This window comes from Anabaena sp. 54, from assembly GCF_017355725.1.
GTDB lineage: Bacteria > Cyanobacteriota > Cyanobacteriia > Cyanobacteriales > Nostocaceae > Dolichospermum > Dolichospermum heterosporum.
This window is the reverse complement of the sequence record NZ_JAAVWA010000003.1, coordinates 54,562-73,673: the sequence shown is the minus strand read 5'-3', so window position 1 is coordinate 73,673 and position 19,112 is coordinate 54,562. Positions and strand designations below refer to the sequence as shown.

10 protein-coding genes and 2 pseudogenes are annotated in these 19,112 nt (G+C 35.0%); 3 read left to right on the top strand and 9 right to left on the bottom strand.

Annotation, left to right across the window (positions count from 1 at the left end; all coding sequences use genetic code 11):
* Positions 1 to 48: 48 nt before the first annotated feature.
* Both glyS and HEQ36_RS04880 read right to left on the bottom strand, forming a co-directional pair.
* Positions 49 to 2,199: a glycine--tRNA ligase subunit beta gene (glyS, locus tag HEQ36_RS04885; protein ID WP_168634809.1), complete on the bottom strand. Its 2,151-nt coding sequence runs from the start codon at positions 2,197 to 2,199 to the stop codon at positions 49 to 51.
* Positions 2,200 to 2,832: 633 nt separating this feature from the next.
* On the bottom strand, positions 2,833 to 3,720 hold the full coding sequence (locus HEQ36_RS04880) for an IS982 family transposase (RefSeq protein WP_168634808.1): 888 nt from the start codon (positions 3,718 to 3,720) through the stop codon (positions 2,833 to 2,835).
* A 525-nt stretch (positions 3,721 to 4,245) separates the two neighbouring features.
* Here HEQ36_RS04880 and HEQ36_RS04875 point away from each other — a divergent pair.
* The 3 genes from HEQ36_RS04875 (at position 4,246) to HEQ36_RS04865 (ending at position 7,590) form a co-directional block, all read left to right on the top strand.
* Complete coding sequence (locus tag HEQ36_RS04875) at positions 4,246 to 4,503, top strand: type IV pilin-like G/H family protein (protein WP_325064583.1); 258 nt, start codon at positions 4,246 to 4,248, stop codon at positions 4,501 to 4,503.
* 181 nt (positions 4,504 to 4,684) lie between these two features.
* The gene (locus tag HEQ36_RS04870; RefSeq protein ID WP_168634806.1) at positions 4,685 to 5,236 is read left to right on the top strand and encodes a type IV pilin-like G/H family protein; all 552 of its coding nucleotides are present in this window, start codon (positions 4,685 to 4,687) and stop codon (positions 5,234 to 5,236) included.
* Between the two features lie 131 nt (positions 5,237 to 5,367).
* A complete protein-coding gene (locus tag HEQ36_RS04865; RefSeq protein ID WP_168634805.1) occupies positions 5,368 to 7,590 on the top strand; it encodes an O-linked N-acetylglucosamine transferase, SPINDLY family protein in 2,223 nt (740 codons plus the stop codon).
* Between the two features lie 67 nt (positions 7,591 to 7,657).
* Here the strand turns inward: HEQ36_RS04865 and HEQ36_RS04860 are convergent, their stop codons facing one another.
* The 7 genes and pseudogenes from HEQ36_RS04860 to HEQ36_RS04830 form a co-directional block, all read right to left on the bottom strand.
* Positions 7,658 to 8,317 (bottom strand): methyltransferase domain-containing protein, encoded by a 660-nt coding sequence (locus tag HEQ36_RS04860; RefSeq protein ID WP_290707030.1) that lies wholly within the window; start codon positions 8,315 to 8,317, stop codon positions 7,658 to 7,660.
* A 141-nt stretch (positions 8,318 to 8,458) separates the two neighbouring features.
* Positions 8,459 to 14,389, bottom strand: coding sequence for an FkbM family methyltransferase (locus HEQ36_RS04855; protein WP_168634804.1), 5,931 nt, complete (start codon positions 14,387 to 14,389; stop codon positions 8,459 to 8,461).
* A 332-nt stretch (positions 14,390 to 14,721) separates the two neighbouring features.
* Positions 14,722 to 15,330, bottom strand: coding sequence for a hypothetical protein (locus HEQ36_RS04850; protein ID WP_168634803.1), 609 nt, complete (start codon positions 15,328 to 15,330; stop codon positions 14,722 to 14,724).
* 169 nt (positions 15,331 to 15,499) lie between these two features.
* Positions 15,500 to 15,892, bottom strand: a complete 393-nt coding sequence (locus HEQ36_RS04845) for a M48 family metallopeptidase (RefSeq protein WP_168634802.1) — start codon at positions 15,890 to 15,892, stop codon at positions 15,500 to 15,502.
* Between the two features lie 429 nt (positions 15,893 to 16,321).
* A pseudogene (locus HEQ36_RS04840) lies at positions 16,322 to 17,230 on the bottom strand (alpha-amylase family glycosyl hydrolase); the annotation flags it as partial.
* A 164-nt stretch (positions 17,231 to 17,394) separates the two neighbouring features.
* Positions 17,395 to 18,381, bottom strand: coding sequence for an ISH3 family transposase (locus HEQ36_RS04835; RefSeq protein WP_290602942.1), 987 nt, complete (start codon positions 18,379 to 18,381; stop codon positions 17,395 to 17,397).
* Positions 18,382 to 18,774: 393 nt separating this feature from the next.
* Positions 18,775 to 18,972, bottom strand: a pseudogene (locus HEQ36_RS04830) (alpha-amylase); the annotation flags it as partial.
* Between the last annotated feature and the right edge of the window lie 140 nt (positions 18,973 to 19,112).

Here is a 19,112-nt window from a genome sequence, read left to right as displayed (position 1 = left end):
ATAGTAGCGTTAATTGGCAAAAATTACACCAATTTTTGTTGCGTTATGCTACAAATTTTTGACTATCGCGCCAAAGTCCGCCAATACACGGGCGTGATTTCGCAGTAATCCCAGTAAATTTAAGCGATTTTGCTTAATATCGGGATTTGCGTCCATAACTAAAACGCTGTCTTCACCATCAAAAAATGTACTGACGGTGGGGGCAATTTTTGCTAGTGCGGTTACTAATAGTTGGTAATCCCGGTTTTGTTGTGCTGCTTGGGTTTGAGGAACTAATTCAAGTAAGGCGTTATAAAATGCAGATTCGGATTTTTTCTGGAACAGTTGGGGATTAATTAAAGACTGTGGTTCTAGGGTTTGAAAGTCTAGATTTCCCTGGGCTGCTAACCGGGTGGAACGGTTGACGGTTTCGTAGATTTTATCTAATGTACCATCTTTGCGGATTTGTTGTAAATAGAGAGCGCGATCGCGGACATCTAATAAATCCGTTAATGCTCGTTCTGTGTATTCAGGATCATTTTCTCCCAAAACTGCATTTACCAAATCGTAATCTATCTGTTTTTCATCTTGTAATAAGGTGCGAATCCGTTGCAGGAAAAATTCTTGCAAGGTTTTAATTAAGGATTTGGCATCTTTGTTAAAAGTTGTAGCGAAATCTGTGGCGATTTCTTCTAAAAGGGTTGATAAATTAATTTGTAAATTCGCCAACCAGGTAATATTAACAATCGCATTTGCTGCGCGACGCAATGCAAAAGGATCTGATGAACCTGTGGGAATTAAACCTAAACCAAAAATACTCACTAAAGTATCTAATCTATCAGCTAAACCGACAATTTGACCTGTGAGAGTTTGGGGAAAAATATCATCAGCATTTCTGGGTAAATAATGCTCAAAGATGGCTTTTGCAACTTCTGGATTTTCGCCATTAGCTAAGGCGTATTTTTCGCCCATAATTCCCTGTAATTCTGGAAATTCATAGACCATTTGTGTGACTAAATCGGCTTTACAAAGTAACGCGGCTCTTTGTATATTCTGGGTTTGGTCTGGATTTAATTGTAATTGAGTGGTAATTCTTTCGGCATTTTTAACTATTCTGGCGATTTTGGCACGAACTGAACCTAAATCTTCTTGAAAGGTGACTTTTTCTAATTGGGGTAAGTAGCTTTCTAAGGGTTTGGCTAAATCAGCTTCATAGAAAAATCTGCCGTCTGCTAACCGCGCTCGAATTACTCTGGCATTACCGACAGCAATAATATCAGATTTGGCAGGATCTCCGTTACTAATGGTGATAAAGTTGGGTAATAATTCCTGGCAATCAGCATTTTTGAAGACGGGAAAATAACGCTGATGACTTACCATGACTTCGGTAATTACTTCTTTTGGTAAATTGAGAAATTCCTCTTCAAATTGGCCGATAACTGCTGTGGGATATTCAACTAAATTGACAACTTCTGCTAGTAAGTCGGGGTAAATTGGGGTATATCCGCCTAATTTTTCGGCTGCTGCTTTCACTTGATTTGTGATGATTTCGGCTCGGTCTTCTGGGAGTACATTTACATAGCCAGAAGCCAAGGTTTTGACATATTCTGTAGCGTGGTCAATGCTGACGGGTTGGGGGTGTAAGACTCTATGGGTGCGAGAAAGGCTATCGCTTTTAACAACTTTTGCCCCATTTTCTAATTGTAGTGGTAAAATTTCCCCATCTAACAATGTGACTAAGGTGCGAATTGGGCGCGAAAATCGTCCGTCACCATGTCCCCAGCGCATTAACCGCTTGCCTTCTAAGTTCCAGACCCATTGGGGGACAAGTTCGGTTAAAATATCGGCGATGGGACGACCGGGAATTTGTTTGTTGACAAAGACGAAATCGCCTTTTTCTGTGGGACGAATTTCTAAAGCGGAAATATCTACACCTTGCTTACTCGCAAAACCAATGGCGGCTTTAGTGGGTTGTCCATCTTTAAAAGCTGCTTGTGCGGGTGGTCCTTTGATTTCTTCTTCTCGGTCTGCTTGCTGGGAAGGTAAACCTGTAATCAGAACTGCTAACCGGCGGGGTGTTCCATAGACTTCGACAACCGCTTCGGGGAGATTGTGGGTTTTGAGACTTTCGGGAATGCGCGATCGCCATTGTACAATAGCATCACTCAAAAAACCTGCGGGTAATTCTTCTGTACCGACCTCTAATAAAAATGCTGGCATAAGATCCTGTTTTTAAGTTGGTGTGGCTTAATATTAGTCAATTCCAGCATTGTACGCCAGTTCCGACTCTTGAGGAAAATCTAAGAGGGTGGTTGAAAAGTCATGATTGCTGTATCAAATGTTAATTACTTAAGCAGTGAGACAGAATTAATTACACAATGTCATTGCGTTAGCGAAGCTTGGCGTTAGCCATATGTAACGAAGTGAAATGAAGCAATCGCAAGGGTCGTGATTGCTTCCCTTCGCTCGCAATGACTGTAAATTGTCATTGCGTTAGCGAAGCTTGGCGTTAGCCATATGGAACGAAGTGAAATGAAGCAATCGCAAGGGTCGTGATTGCTTCCCTTCGCTCGCAATGACTGTAAATTGTCATTGCGTTAGCGTTGCGTGGCGTTAGCCATATGGAACGAAGTAAAATGAAGCAATTACAAGGGTCGTGATTGCTTCCCTTCGCTCGCAATGACTGTAAATACCTGAGTTCGATGTAAATAAAAAGTCTAAAAGTACGTAACAGCAACAGTTCTGTCAATAAGTATTGGTTATTGAGAATTAAAGCCCACGCCAAAAAGTTCTCAAAAAATTAATTTTTTGAAATGTATTTACTATTAGGTAATATTGATATTTAATTGGTAATTAAGCTAATAAAACTGGTAAGGTTTCAATTTCATTTTCATCAAATCTTAAAGAAGGTTTTTTAGGTTGCCAAGTATAAGCTATTATTGCAGCAACAACATTAACCATGAAATTAGTAACACTTCGATGTCGAGAATGAGCAAGTTGTGAAATATTTTTGAGTTGGTCATTAACAGTTTCAATTAAAGAGCGTTTTCGGAGCATTAATTTCTCCTCCAGGGACAAGAGCTTATTCCGCATATTTTTCTTGAAAGGAGTGATTAATTTGAGTCCATTAGACCAAAGTTCAAGCCAGAGTTTTTGAGAAATATATCCTTTGTCTCCAAATATTTTCCCAAATAAGTTCTTAGTCAAAGTGGGAACAGGTTTTCGGTCATCTGTATTTCCAGGAGTAATTTGAAACGCAAGTAACTCTCCTTGATCATTAATAATCAAATGAAGTTTAAACCCAAAATACCAACAAATAGAACTTTTCCCCCAGCCAGCTAAATCTTTAAAGACCTTATTTGTCTTGGCTCTTTTAGAATGACAAATGGGAATAGAGGTACTATCAATAAAACTTATACCTGTATTGAGTCCTTTTCGTGTATTCAGATAATACATCAAGGGAATTAAAGCATTTGGCATTAATTCAACAAATCTTTGATAACTCACTAAATTGGGAAATTCACCTTGGCAATATTTGAAGATATGTTTCAGGTAATAATCTTTAAAATTGCGGTAACTAGAGCGATGAAAATACACAATTATTGTCATAATTTCACTTAGACATAATCGGCTGGGTCTAATTCTTTTTTTTATTTGGGATGGGATAAGTTGAGCTTGAAATATTGGCTCAAAATAGGTACAAAAATCATCAATTTCACAGAAAATAGTTTCTAATTCCATGAGTTATAATCATTAATTTTCTTTAATTAAACCTCTTCTATTGTCCCTAATCTGAGGTACTTTGAGTTTGTATTCAAATAGTATTCGTAATATAAATTTAGATTTTGTTATGAAAATTTACTTAAATCTAGGCTGGTTTCCTATTAATTCTCAATAATTAAGGCTTATTGAGAATATAGGCTCTTTCCAGAAAAGCCTCTAACCCTTTTGAATACTCATTTTTAGCTGGTTTTCTTACATCGAACTCAGGTATCATTGCTTTATTTGTACACGATCTGTTTATAGTATAGCATAAAGAGGAAACAGATAGGAGACAAGATGAAGACTGAATACATAAGAATTAGAACGACACCGCGCAGATCCCATAAACTAAAGTTATTAGCCGAACAAAAAGAATATTCTGTAACGAGACTGATAGAAGATTGGATAGACAGTCTGCCAGATCCCGTGTCAAGGCAGGATAAATCCTGCAACTAGCCTTCATCCCTTGGCTAAAGCACAGATGTAGCTTCCTAAGTCAGCTACATCTTCAAGGGTTTTCGGCATTTACCTTATAAAATCAATATTGCTCCTAGTAACACAGTGGTGACAAATAACGGTATATCCAGGAAACCAGCGTTGAAATCCTATGCAGGAGTCCCCTATTTAAATACGATTCTCAGCCCAGATGGTACTATTGGATCAGTTACCATCACTATTTTATGTGAAAGTCTTGCTGCTGGTGAAGGGACCGAGCAAACAATGAATTTAGCCTCTTGTCCCACTGGTTGGATACCTTTATAAATGCCAACGGTTGGATTGATTGAATAAACATAATCAGATGAAATCATCTGTATGTAAGCTTTCTAATCCATTTTTATATCTAGGAAAAAATATTTTTCGGTGGGGTGATATGAAATTGATCAGAACTGGGTAAGTTATTTGCATAAAGAAACAAACAACACTCCGACCAGGGAAAACTACTATGAAAACTGAACTGAAAGCCAAATTCTTGCAACACCTTCTTGGTAAAAAGAAAGATGATCAAGGTTTCACCCTGATTGAATTGTTAGTTGTTATCATCATCATCGGTATTCTGTCCGCTATTGCCCTACCTTCCTTCTTGAACCAAGCTAAGAAAGCTAAACAGTCTGAAGCTAAAACCTACGTTGGTTCTCTGAACAGAGGTCAGCAGGCTTACATGACCGAAAATGACAAATTTAGTTCGGTCATCTCAGATTTAGGAGTTGGTATTTCAGAAACAACTGCTAATTATAGTTATGCGACAGCAGCAACTAATGATACAACTACTGCAACCAATACCCGTGCTTTGTCTAAGTCAACACTAGTAGCATCTACTAGCGGATTGAAGAATTATGCTGGTTTAGTCTTTTTAGCGACTGTAGGAGGTAATAATGAACTTACTAGTAAAGGCTTTTTGTGCGAATCAGCAAAAGTCAATGAAGGTACTACCTCTGCTATTGATACGGCTGGTAAAACAGAGTGTGATGGAACTACTTGGAAACAAATTAAATAATTCAAATTAATCTACTCAGTTATTATCAATCCTTCTTTTCACAAAAGAGGGATTTTATTTTTTCTTCTATTTCCCTTAAGAATCTATTATTATAAGTAATTATATTCTCCTATAATTGTGAGATGAATAAAATGCAACCTTCAATCAATAAACATAGCTGGCAAAAACAAGCTGAAGAATATCTTATTGCAGAGAATTATCAGGAAGCTGCTGAACTGTATGAACAAGCTATTATCCAAGAACCAGAAAACAGATTAAATTACTGGTATTTGGGATTAATGTTGTTGTTGCAAGGTCAAGAAGTAGAAGCACAAATGACCTGGTTAACTGTGTTATCAGAAGCAGAAGAACAGGAAATTTACACTCAAGAACTTATTGATATTTTAAATCAAGAAGCTCAACGTCGGGTAAATATTCCCGACCATCACACATCTATAGCTATCTGTCAACATATTCGAGAGATTGTACCTGAAAATATTAACAATTTATGTAATTTATTGCTACTTTCACTCAAGGTAGAATCTTTTGATAAAATTGATGATTACTTATCACAAATAATTGAGTTATTAGCTGAGTTTCAAGTTCACAATCAGGATTTACTATTAGAAACTATCGGTCAATTATTGCCTTATACTAATAAACACGAGTTGATATTTAACTTTGTGAAAGTTGCTTTGGATAACTCTCCTGATACTGCTCAAATAGTAGATGTTTTGATAAGAGAATCAATTAACATCTCCTTTTTCAAAAAAGATCCTAAATTAGCAATAAGATTTGTAGAGCTTTGTTTGAATTTTTATCCTGACAATATAGATATTCTAACTCATATATCTTATTTGTATCAAGACTTAGGGCAATATTTGAAAGGGGTGGAAACAGCTAAATATTGTTATGAAATCTCCACGAATATTGCTGAAAAATTAGCAGCTAATTATTTAGTGATTAGAAGTTTAATGACTGCCAGTGGACATTATTGGTATGAAGCTAGAGAAAGATTAAATCTTCAGAGACTATTAGCCCAAGAATTAATTACAAACCCGCCGGAAAATCTTGATGAAGCAACTAATACAAAATTATCTATGTCTTTTTTCTTCTTTCCTTATCTTGAAGATAATCCTGGAAAAAACCGTTATCTGCAAAATATGGTGACGAAGTTTGTGCAAACTAATTTTGTGAATCATCATCAAGACTTAATACAAGATTATCCTAAATTATTTGCCAATCGGAAGCAAAAGGCTCGCACTCATAAAAAATATCTCAACATAGGGTATATATCTCACTGCTTTAAGCAACATTCTGTAGGCTGGTTATGCCGATGGCTGTTTAAGTATCATGATTCAGAAAGGTTTAAAATACATTTGTATTCCCTTGATGACCGTAGTAAGGAAATTTCTGGGTTTACAAAATATAATTTTGCTAGTCGAGTGGCAACATTTTCGCAAGTTGCTTTAAATGATGCACCATATATTTGGGAGGAAATCCAAAAAGATGAGATTGATATTTTAGTAGATTTAGATAGTTTAACTCTAGATTATATTTCTGAAATAATGTCAATTAAATCTGCACCCATTCAAGTAACATGGCTAGGTTGGGACGCTTCAGGATTGCCATCTATTGATTATTTTATTGCTGATCCTTATGTATTACCTGAATCAGCACAGGATTATTACAGTGAAAAAATTTGGAGATTACCCCAAACCTATATTGCTGTTGATGGGTTTGAGGTAGATGTACCCAGTTTAAGACGAGAAGATTTAGATATTCCTGGAGATGCAATTGTATATTTAATGAATCAAAAGGGGTATAAAAGACATCCAGATCATTTACGATTACAGATGAAAATTCTCCAACAAGTTCCTAATAGTTATCTTTTGGTTAAAGGTGCAGCAGATGTAGAATCTTCAAAAAGTTTCTTTGAGGACATGGCACAGGAAGAAGGAGCAGATTTTTCGCATATTATATTTTTGAATGCTGTAGCTTCCGAATTTATTCACCGTGCTAATTTGACTATTGCCGATGTGGTACTGGATACCTATCCTTATAATGGAGCAACAACAACTATGGAAACTCTATGGATGGGTATTCCTATAGTTACCAGAGTGGGAGAGCAGTTTGCCGCCCGTAACAGTTATACAATGATGCTGAATGCGGGTATTACAGAAGGTATTGCTTGGACTGCTGATGAGTATGTAGAGTGGGGTGTCAGGTTGGGTAAGGATGAAAAACTTAGACAACAGATATCTTGGAAACTAAGACAGTCAAGACATACAGCACCTCTCTGGAATGCCAAGCAATTTACTCGTGAGATGGAAAATGCTTATGAGCAGATGTGGCAGAAGTATATTGATAGTTAAGATTAGTTAATAAGTTGAGGTTGGATAATGATTACAAAATCCAACCTTCTGAAACTGTGCTAGTTTTTCACTTTCTGATAATCAAACCAAAACAAGTACAGGGATATCCATCTACAGTCAGTTTTAAGTGTCCACCTTGATTTATATCATTCCAAGTATCTTTGGATAGCCAACCTTCTCCAACTGAGTAAGGAGGTATATCAATAAACCGATCTAAGGGTTTATTCCCAACATTAAAATCTAACTCAGCTACTTGATATCCCTGATTTTTTAATCTTTTAGCAATTTCTTCAAAATGGCGATTTTGAAAAATAACAGTCGGCCAATTATCTATAGTTTCTGGCTCATTGGTATAGTTATATTCAGTAGTGTGAACCGCTATTCCACCTGGTTTTAAAACCTTGAGAGAGTTTTCGATAAAGTCAAGACCCTTGTTTATAGAACCTAGATGTTCTAATGCACAGACAGACCAACAAAAATCATATTTGTTATGCAACTCATCAGGAATATCATTCATATCAACATACTTTAAGCTGACATTTTCCTTAAATGTGTCTTGATTTACTATATCAGGATAAAATACCTGTTCTAGCATATCAGTATGCTGATCAGTTTCCATCCATCCCATACCCTTGACCTGATCAGGATGTAAATCTGTTACTGTTATTTTCCAACCCATTGAGGCAAATAAAGAAGGTAAGGGTTCTTGACCACAGCCAAATCCTATACCAGTTAGATTCCTAGCAGTTCCAAAGTGGTAACATATAGCTTGAGGAACATAGCATAATTCCCATATTTTTCTGTGATAAATAGGATTAATTTTTAATTGTTGACACCAGTATTTAAGCCATTTACTTTCTAAATCTTCTTAAGTAGTTGGTTTAGATTTAAGATTAGTCGGTTGAAAAGTTGAGTTTTCATCTATAGTTAAGTTACTTGCTGCTAAATCTCGTGCTAGTTGATAACCAAGATTTTTAATATTTAAACGAATTGATTTCATATCACGAAGAACTAGATTCAATTCGTTAATATTAGGTTGTCCATTTTTGGATAACTGTAGTAATGATTGTATTGCAGGAAGAACCAGATTCAAATCATTATTATTCAATTCCTCAGTATTAGATCGTCCATGCTTAGGTAGTTCTCTTATTGATTGTTTTGTAGGTATCTCCTTAATTAAACTATCTATTAGTTGATAAGTTTTTAGATGAGTAACTGGTGCAACTGGTGCTTCCTCTACAGCCTGTTTATCTTCATTATCCAAAACTATTCTACCATGAACAAAAGGTAATAAAGATTGCCATTGGAGATAACCTAACTTATCTAATAGAGATATACTTATGGTATCACTGATGTCTAAATCTTCCATTAACAAGTTCATAGCTACACTAGATAGGAAAATCTCTGCATCTTCAGCAGTAATATTACCCTTATGGATAATCAGATTAATTTTCTCATTTTCAGGATGAGTTGCTAAGGACTGAATTACTTGTTGTAACTCAAATCCTAATTCATCTTCTGGTTTTGTCCAATCTGGAAATATAATTAAATTAATCTCTCTGAATTGTATAGTTTGTTCTAGATTTTGTAAGAGATAATTTCTAAATAATTCCTGGAATAAATTACCCATTTTAGTTGAGTAAGAGCGACTATCTAAGAAGCTAGGATTGTTTGCCATAGCTGCTTTAATTTCGTCGCTTTTTTGCTGCCGTAATTTAGGATTCTTACCTAATGCAACTGCTAATTGTATATAAGATTCTTCACTATTTGCTACTAAATCTGATATTTTTAATTCTCGCAGTAATGATGCTCCCTTTTTAGATCGGGATGATTCTCCTTGCCTAACAACAGTTGGTAATCCCGCTTGTAAAGGATCTAGTAATGATGTCATACCAGAGTAAGGGTAGGCATCTAAATATATATCAGCCATTTTTAGTCTTTGTTCTACATCACCACGATTGGGTGCTGATTCCAGAATAATTAACCTATCTTCATCCAGACCATATTTAGCAAAGGTCTTCACTATGCGCTTCCAGAAAGTAATTTTAGGATAGAAGGATGACCAATTAGGGTTAAATGGATACAGCAATAAAACGGAATTAGGTACATTAGCAAGTATCTTTGCCCAGGTTTCTTCTAATTCTGGAATAATTTTGTTGTAATTTGCTCCAGAGATATAAACAATGGTGTTTTCATTAATAGCTAAATCAGACCGACTGATAAGCTCTGTATGAAGGGTTTGTGCTTCAGTGGCAAAATCAAAACATTGAGGAGGACAATCTAATTTAATGAGAGTTTCCGTATATTGATCTTGAGCATTATATTCGGGTTCGGATAGTTTGCTAGAAATATAGTAGTCAATATGACGCATCCCAGTGCTGACAGGAGAGTTAGCATCTAGTATTTGTATTCTCGCAAGGCGATGTAATGCTAAAATTGTAATGGGATGAGTTACAAATGTAAGATTTGTTCCCACAAAAAGGATGTCTAAATCGGCTTCTCTAATTCTTTCTATTTGTTTATCTAACTCTCTTGGTATTTCAATAACCTTGTCCGCATGGCCAAAACAATATCTTTCTAACCGATGATTATTGGTGTTTAGGGTAAATAGAATTACTTCAAATAAGTCTCTATTTAAGTTTTTATACACTGGTAATGTAGCAAAAATTTCTGTTTGTGGGTTAAAATGAAGTGATATAATACCCAAACGAATTTTGTTTCTTTCTAGAGAGCGTTCAGAAAAATCATATTCAAGTGGATCTTCAAATTGTTGTGATATTACTAATTGCATTATATCTGCCCGTTTAGCATAGATATCTTTTAAATTTTTATCAGTAAAATACAAAGATCCAAAGTTAGCTAGGGATGTAAAATAATTACCAACACTAATCCAAAAATCTGAGTTAGGATATCTGGTTATATTTTCGTAAATGTTATTAACTAAACTTGTAATGTATTCGTAGTAATTATCAGGTTCTCCAATTTTCTGAAAACACAGTGCCTTTTGTAAGGCATATTGCAAATAACCTTGCAGTAACCAATGAGGAATAATGTTTAAATCATAATTTAATGGTAATTCATAAGGACGATAGTATAACATTAATACTAATAGGTTACGAATTGCTTCTAAGCTATCTGAATGTTGGTTAGCTAATATTTCAGTGAGAAAATTGTTATCAATATCAAGTAAAGATTCATATTGAATACTACTGCTAACAAGCATTTGATGGGCTTCACCAATTGTACTTGTATATAATTTTTCTAACTGATTTACGTCTATTCCCATCAAATACTCAGCTATTTCTTTTCTTAGATTAGACAATTCTTCTGTTACAAATGAGAATGAGTCTAGTTGCGCTAAGTTTGAATTTGATAGTTTATATTTTTCAGTGACATCATATATACACTTTGTTAAAACCAATGTGTTTATACTATCATGTTCTAAATTAATACTATTTTGAGTTGAGACTAAATTACATTGATTGGTCTGCTCAACAATTTCATTGTAATTAGTGATGGCTTGATTATTTTCATTTTCTAAATGAATTATGGAAGTAATATGAGGTATTAAGGTTTGCCATTGAAGTTTATTGAATTTACCTATTAGAGAAATTTTTAATTGTTTACTCGCATCTAAATTTTCATGCAATAACAAATTCATTTTCACACTAGACAAGAATGCTTTGGCATTTTCTATATCAATTCCAGTTGTGTCTATCAGTAAAGTAGTTTCTATACTTTCAGCATTAATAGCAACACTTTTAATTACCTCTTTTAGTTCTGAAGCTATTAACTCTTCTGCTTGTGACCAGTTAGGAAAAATAAGATGATTTATTTTTCTTAAATCTAATCGCAATAATGTTGTATTCAGTAAAACTGATCTAACTGTGTCGGCCATTTTTTGCCAAGAGAATTGTTTGATTTGTTTGAATCCTGCTGCAATTAATGGTCTGCGAACACTAAGTTTTTGTATTTCAGAAAGAGCATTAGCCATTCCCTCAATGTCATCATCATTGACATAGATAGCTGCCTCTCCTGCTGCTTCTAGAATTGAAGCATTAGGACAGGTAATTACCGGACAACCACAGGACATAGCCTCTATTATGGGTAAACCAAAACCCTCATACTTAGATGGATAAACCAGTGCAATTGCGCCTGAATAGGCAATAGCTAATTCTTCGTCTTCTAATTCTAATAAATGAACTTGACTATCTTTAGTATATGTTTGGAAATCTATATGGGATAAATCCTTAGTTCCTGTGCAAACAATATCAAATTCATGTTTATTCTCAAGTTGAGCAAATGCCTGGAAGAATAAAAGAATGTTTTTGTACTCATCATTGCTAGAACCAATTAATAAAAAATAAGGCTTCTGTATTTTATATTCGCTCTTAAATTCGCTAATTTCTTCTATTGAAGCCAAGTTGAAAAATTTATCATCAACCCCAGTATTGGCAATAACTACAGAGTCTAAAGATATATCTGTAAAATATCTAACTAAATCTCTTGCTGTGTTTTCAGAGATGGCAACATAAGCTGATGCTTGTTCAATGGCAGTGTGTTTTTCCCTCCACATGGGTATATCTAAATCCAATCCTATAAGTTCAGGAATCATATCATACGCTAGAAAGACAGAAGGTGTGTTAAGTGGTGTCGTGTAGTAAGAAGAAATAAATACTTCCACTCCTTCTTTATCACATAGTTCCTGCAACATTTTTTTGTCACCATCAGTATCGTTGTAGTTATAACCTGCTACATTAAGATATCTGATTCCTGTGATTTGAGGAGCAGTGCCATCTCTATCTAGCACTAAAATATAATCAGAGAAATCAGTTTTAGACCATGCTTCTAATAGACTTTGCCAAACTCTGGATATTCCTGATTTACGTATTTGAAAAAAGACACCATCAATTAAGATGTTACGATGAGGTAGAGTTTTAGCTTTTTCTGCTGCCAATTCATAAATTTTGATAGTGTCTTGAATATATCGCTCCCAACTAAATTTCTGAGCCTGTTTAAGAGATTTTTGTGCTAAATTTTCTCGATATTCTGGTTCAGAATATAGTTTAAATATGGCATTACAAAGGCCAGTTTCATCATGAGGATCTAGCATAATTCCAGCGTCTCCAACTACTTCAGGTAAGGAAGAAGTATTGGAGGTTATGACTGGAGTTCCACATTGCAAGGCTTCTAATGGGGGTAAACCAAAACCTTCATATATAGATAGATAAGCAAATGCTAATGCACCTGAATATAAAGGTGCTAAATCCTCATCGGGAACATAACCAGTAACAATAATTCTATGTTTTAATCCTTCAGCATTATCTATCTCTGTCAAAATTTCCTTATATCCCCGAACCTTTGTACCTATCAATACCAGATTAAGATCATCAATATTTGTGTTTTTAATCAATTTGACAAAACACCGAATCACATGAGCTATATTTTTTCTTGGCTCTAAGTTTGATAGAGTTAATATATAAGGTTGATTTGGTATTTGGTATTTTTGTTTTGTTTTAGTAAGTAATTCTTGTTGATTACAAGGATAAAATCTTTCTTTATCAGCAGCTAGATATGTAACTAAAACTTGAGAATTGTCAAATTCTTGTTTGTAATTTACAAGGTCTTGTTTTGTAAATTGGGAAATACAAGAAACGAAATCATGTTTATCTATCTCTTTTATAGTTTTTTCTATACGGGTTGCATTTGCATATCCTGGCACAATAAGAGGAATTAAATCATAAAGCGTCACTATCCTTACAGGAAAGTTAGGTAGTGGGTTATCATGAGTAGAGTGATATATATCTATATTTTTGTTTTCTAGTTCTGAGACAAAATAAAGTTTCTTACCCAAAGCATTTTTATTTATATAGACCTGACAAGGATAAAATACTTCAGGAAGACTTGTACATAAATAAACCTCACATAGAGGTGATTTTAACAGTCCTTTTAAAAGGTTTTCCGTAACTCTATATATTCCCGTTCTCGCCCAGCTAAATCTCGTACCTAAACCCAGTATAGAAACTTCTAAAGCTATTTTAATTTTAGTATCATTACTTGACTCAGATGAATATTCATTATTATCTAAATTTGCATATTGATTTGACAGTAATCTGTGATCTATGTACTGATCTAAAATATTAACTGGAAAAGAGAAATATTTTGCTAAACTGTTAGATTCTTCTGTTATGTAATAATCATTAATTCCATCAAAGAAAACTTTTTGATAACCCTTTTTATTCAGAAAATCAAAAATATGATCTTCACGACGAATATTGGTGTTGGGTATAGTTGACTCTATTACTAATATTGTTGGTCTGAATTTTTCCCAGTCAGCACCTAAAATAACCTGCTCTTCTAATCCTTCAACATCTATTTTAAGAAAATCAATTTCTTGATTAACATATTGTTCACAAATAGACGCTAAAGTTTTGACAGAGATAGTATGTTGATAAACTTCTAAATCATTTTCTTGAGCAATTTTATAAGCTATTTCTTTATTTAAAGTGGAGTTACCTGGTCTGCCCACCACTTCAAAAAGATTGAGAATTCCTTCTGAATCACTTAAAGCAATATTCAAGTTAATATCTTTCGGGCGTTCCTGCCTCAACAGTTTGTAGTATAACTGCATTGGTTCTATATTGATTCCTGTCCATCCACGATCATAAAAAGCTTTTGTAACTGAATCAGAAGTTGGATGGAAAGCTCCTACATCTATATAAAAACCTTCTAGCTTGTCTTTAAATACACGGTTTAGTAAAACATCTTCAAAATTCTGAGCATAAGAAATAAATAGCATTGTTGCGTTCCTCTAATTTACATTAATTAATTTTTTTACTCTAGTGGTGTCTAATTTTTATTAGATTACTTAATTAGACAATATCAATTTTTGTGTTTTAATTGTCTAGCGATCGCTCTTCCTCTGCGTTATATCTGTCAAAACATTCTTATAATCCTCTCTATCTGGATACATCTTAACCAACCTCTCCATCAGTGCGATCGCTTGCTTAACCCCCCCTAATTACCTCTACATCTAGATAGTACCCACAATCCCGGAAAATCTATCATCTTATAGACACGCGGACGTTTATTTTCATAAATATTTACAATTAACATGAAAAAGTTAAAAACTCAATAAATAACCTGTTCAAAACTATTACTAAATATAAAGTTTAACGCCTCCATCAGTGCTTGTAAATCCTCTAATACATAATATTTAACATTCTTAACAAACTCCATTTCTTGCAAAACTGCAAATTCCCATAACTTACCATTAGAAACTATACCAAATAACCGACTATTTTGATTACCATTCATTTTTTGTGCAGCAATCAGTTCCGCTAAACATTGTCCCCAACCTTCTTCAAAGTTATCTTTTTTAGCTTCCACTATAATTAGATAAGGCTTCTCCAAAATAATTTTACCCCTAGAAGAACGTTGAGCAACCATATAGTCAGGAACCCCTGATAAATTCTCATCATAATTTAAAGGTTGATGACTCCAAAGTAATAATTTACTAGCATATTGTCGCCATACTTCTACAAGAACTGGGTAAATAATGCTTTCACAAATAGCATATTCTGAATTAAAAACAACTCCTTCTTCTAGGATAAAATCTAATCTACTCTTAAAATACGGATCAGTTTCCATAGGTACTTGTTCAATGAAATTTTTTTCTTTGTAAGTGAGTGGAAATTCCTGTAAAACATCAGCAATGCTTTTGTATTTATTAAAAGACATAATTTTCCCTCTGGGTAAAGTTGCTTTCCACACCCGCCAGAGAATAAATTCCCTGTCTCATAGCTCAAGTCCGTTAAAACGGACTAATAAATCTTGCCTTTTGCCTTGCCATAACGACAATTTTCAACGCCAACCTACTTAAACAATTCAAACAATTCTGATATCGCTCTTACTTTTCCCTCATTTTCTTCTTTACATCTGCCAGCACAGTTTTATAATCCTCTCTATCTGGATGTAATTTTATTAACTTCTCAATTAGGGCAATCCCCCCCTGATTATCCCCAGACCTTAACCGCATAATGGACAATCTCTCAAGCGCCACTTGATTATTCGGTTCACGTTGTAAAACCAACTCATAACCCTTAATCTGTGTCTGTAAATCATTCCCAACGGTTTGAACTACTGCTTGCTTAGGTTTTTCCCAAGACTGTTTGATGGCATTAACCCCGCCGAACAGTATTGAACCACCAAATGAAATAAGTCCAATATATGTAACAATTCTTTTCTTTTGCTCAATCTGCTTACCGCGCCGAACCAAATAATCATCACTAGAGTTAGTCATGTGTCAAAAATTGCTGTTGTCTTAATAGCAGCATTACCCCTACTATGATTAGATTACCCATAAGTAGCAAAAAAATATCAATCATCATCTCGTTCCCAGTCTCTGACTGGGAATGAATTCTAGAAGGCTCTGCCTTCAATGATATTAGAGGCAAAGCCTCACCAACTGCATTCCTAGTCAGAGACTAGGAACGAGATGTGGTGGAAATTTTCAACTCGTTCCCAGTCTCTGACTGGGAATGAATTCTAGAAGGCTCTGCCTTCAATGATATTAGAGGCAGAGCCTCATCAACTGCATTCCTAGTCAGAGACTAGGAACGAGATGTGGTGGGGATTTTCAACTCGTTCCCAGTCTCTGACTGGGAATGAATTCTAGAAGGCTCTGCCTTCAATGATATTAGAGGCAGAGCCTCATCAACTGCATTCCTAGTCAGAGACTAGGAACGAGATGTGGTGGGGATTTGAGATTAACGCAAATCAAGCCGCTACGGGGAGGAATAGTTAAAGAAACATTGTTATCCTTCCATGTAATTTCCCCATTGCCAAATAAAACTTGATGTGGTTGATTTGGCAAATTAGGACAATCTATATTCACTGTGATAGATTCAGTTCCCACATTCACAGCAATAATTAATTCTTCACTTTCTAGAGTTCGGGCAAATACATAAACTGTTCCTACTGCATAAAGAACTTGATAACTACCAATTCGCAAAGCCGGGTGATTTTGACGAATAGAAATTAATTGTTTGTGAGTATTTAAAATGTCTTGATTCCAATCAGATTCTAGGGGGAAAACACGGCGACAATCTGGATCTATGCCTCCAGGTAAACCAACTTCATCACCATAATAAATACTAGGCGCACCGGGAAAAGTAAATAACAACAGATTACATAATTCTACACTTGCTTGATCACCATCGGCAATACTAATTAATCTGGCTGTATCATGGCTACTGAGGACGTTTAATTGAGTTAGTTGAATTTCCCAAGGATATAACTCTAAAAGGCTGTGAATTTTGGCTGCATAACCAGCCGCATCTAGGGCAGGATAGGGATAATAACTCTGAGATTCTACTAATTCTAATACAATGCGATCGCCTACTGCAAAGGCAATGGCAGCCTCATTAAATAAATAATTCAATACCCCATCAAATTGCGTCCCATCAAGCCATTCACGGGCATCTGTCCAAACCTCACCGACAATATAAGCATGAGGATTAATACCTTTGACTCGTTGGCGAAATTCCTGCCAAAAACCCGAAGTTTTAATTTCATAAGGTACATCTAACCGCCAACCATCAATGCCAAATTCCAGCCAATATTCGGCAATTTTCATGATCAGTAAACCAAAAAGTTTTTCCCAAAAAGCGATTCCTATAAAACACTGATGCTATCATCAAACAATCAGTAATATAAAATACTTTTTAATTCCCAGTGTTCTAACCAGTAGATATCATATAGATAACAATTACTTATGATTGGCTGGGTAATAATTTCTTGACGCTAACCGGATGGAATATAAATGCTTTCAACGACTTGATATTTCCTCTGTAGGGCTTGAGATAAAAAAGCTAACATCTGTTTGAGTGTGAAAAGTGTGCGATAAATTAATCGACTACCCTTCCTTTTACGGCTGATTTTGAGCCATAGTAGATTCACCCAGATATTAACTAGAAGAAAGGATATTCCAATGAATAGTAATCTCAAAACTGGATTTTTGTTATTCGTCTTAATTCGACAAATATTTTTCAGACGATAACTAGTTTCAATGCCAAATCTTTTTCGATAATCTTGATAGATATAATTTAAATTTGTTTTGACCTTATAAGCAAGATAAACAAAGTATTGAACTCCATGCTTTTTATGCTTTCCCTTTCTATATTTACAGACAATCCATAAATCAAATGTGACGAAATCATCTTTGTCTCTTGTAATGGTATAGGTAGTTTTATAACTTTTTTTACCCTTGAGAAATTGTTTGATTCCTCCTTTTTTTCCAGTCTTGATAGCAGGCATAAGAAAGGGGATATCTAATGCCTGTAACCATCTAATTACAGGAGTATTAAAAAATCCTCTATCCAAGTAGAGTTTTTTTACATTTATTTTGAGGGGTTCAAGTTCTGCTAATAAATAAGTAATTAAAGCCACACTAGTATCTAATTGGCGAACACCTCTTATTGCCAGAGTTACACGCTTATTATTACTAATAACGTATAAAGTGGCATAGGCGTAAAATGAATTAGTACCAGATTTAGCTTCACTTCGATATATGTAGGGTAATTCTGACGGTGTTGGTTTACCATAATAACAAATTAAATTTAAATCAATCGCTATTTTTAAACACCCCTTTTTTAATCCTAAAGGAATTCGACTTTTTAATGCTTGATTTATTTGCGCTTCTAATTCCTCAAAATTATTAATTTTATTGAGATGATATCTAATATCATTAGCTGTCGGAATATTTTTTAACAATTTAGCTGTGTTTTCAATACTGTCTCCAGTGCTGGCTGCTTTAACCAGAATCTCGAATAAAGTTTGTTGGTCACAGGCTCCTTGCGTTTCAATCGAAAAATTTTCTACTAAACACTGAATAACCTGCGTCTTGGGTTTCTGAGTCGGTTAAAACGAGTTCTTCTGTAGATTCGCCCTGCGTGGCTTTTGTTAGAGATGAAACAGTCAATTTTTTCAACCAATATGCTACACACTACATTCATCATTTCATATTTTGACCCAGTGCAAATTACTATAACTATTTCTTATGTATTTAGTATTTTATATCACATAAATGTCTATCGTATTTTGTTGTTGATGCCTGCTTCGTCTGTAGCAATAGCGTTAGCATTCCGTAAAAATCGCTCTTTGGGAAAAACTTTTTGGTTTACTGATGATATACTCCTTCACATCTGGATGATCATGATTAAAGGTTGGTAAAGAGCGAATCCCCGCCCAATCATCATAGTTAGCAGGTAAATTACCATCATAAGGGGCAAGCGGCCAATCTTGAATTTTAAACCAATTTACCCAAGGAGAATTAGAACCATTTTCTAACACATCATGGAAAAAGAAAAAGCCTCGACTAGAGTCAGTAACTCAGCCCTAAAGGGACTGAGCTTGTAAGAAATTGCAAGCTGTACTGACCAGTCTAAGTCTTCACCGACTACGTTTTTTGAGTCACGACACCCCGGAATGCGTAGCTAGTTCCCTGCTCTGTCATTTGCAAT

Coding starts and splice junctions, on each gene's coding strand:
- glyS (WP_168634809.1), bottom strand. CDS start 2,199: ATGCCAGCATTTTTATTAGAGGTCGGTACAGAAGAATTACCCGCAGGT.
- HEQ36_RS04880 (WP_168634808.1), bottom strand. CDS start 3,720: ATGGAATTAGAAACTATTTTCTGTGAAATTGATGATTTTTGTACCTAT.
- HEQ36_RS04870 (WP_168634806.1), top strand. CDS start 4,685: ATGAAAACTGAACTGAAAGCCAAATTCTTGCAACACCTTCTTGGTAAA.
- HEQ36_RS04865 (WP_168634805.1), top strand. CDS start 5,368: ATGCAACCTTCAATCAATAAACATAGCTGGCAAAAACAAGCTGAAGAA.
- HEQ36_RS04855 (WP_168634804.1), bottom strand. CDS start 14,389: ATGCTATTTATTTCTTATGCTCAGAATTTTGAAGATGTTTTACTAAAC.
- HEQ36_RS04850 (WP_168634803.1), bottom strand. CDS start 15,330: ATGTCTTTTAATAAATACAAAAGCATTGCTGATGTTTTACAGGAATTT.
- HEQ36_RS04845 (WP_168634802.1), bottom strand. CDS start 15,892: ATGACTAACTCTAGTGATGATTATTTGGTTCGGCGCGGTAAGCAGATT.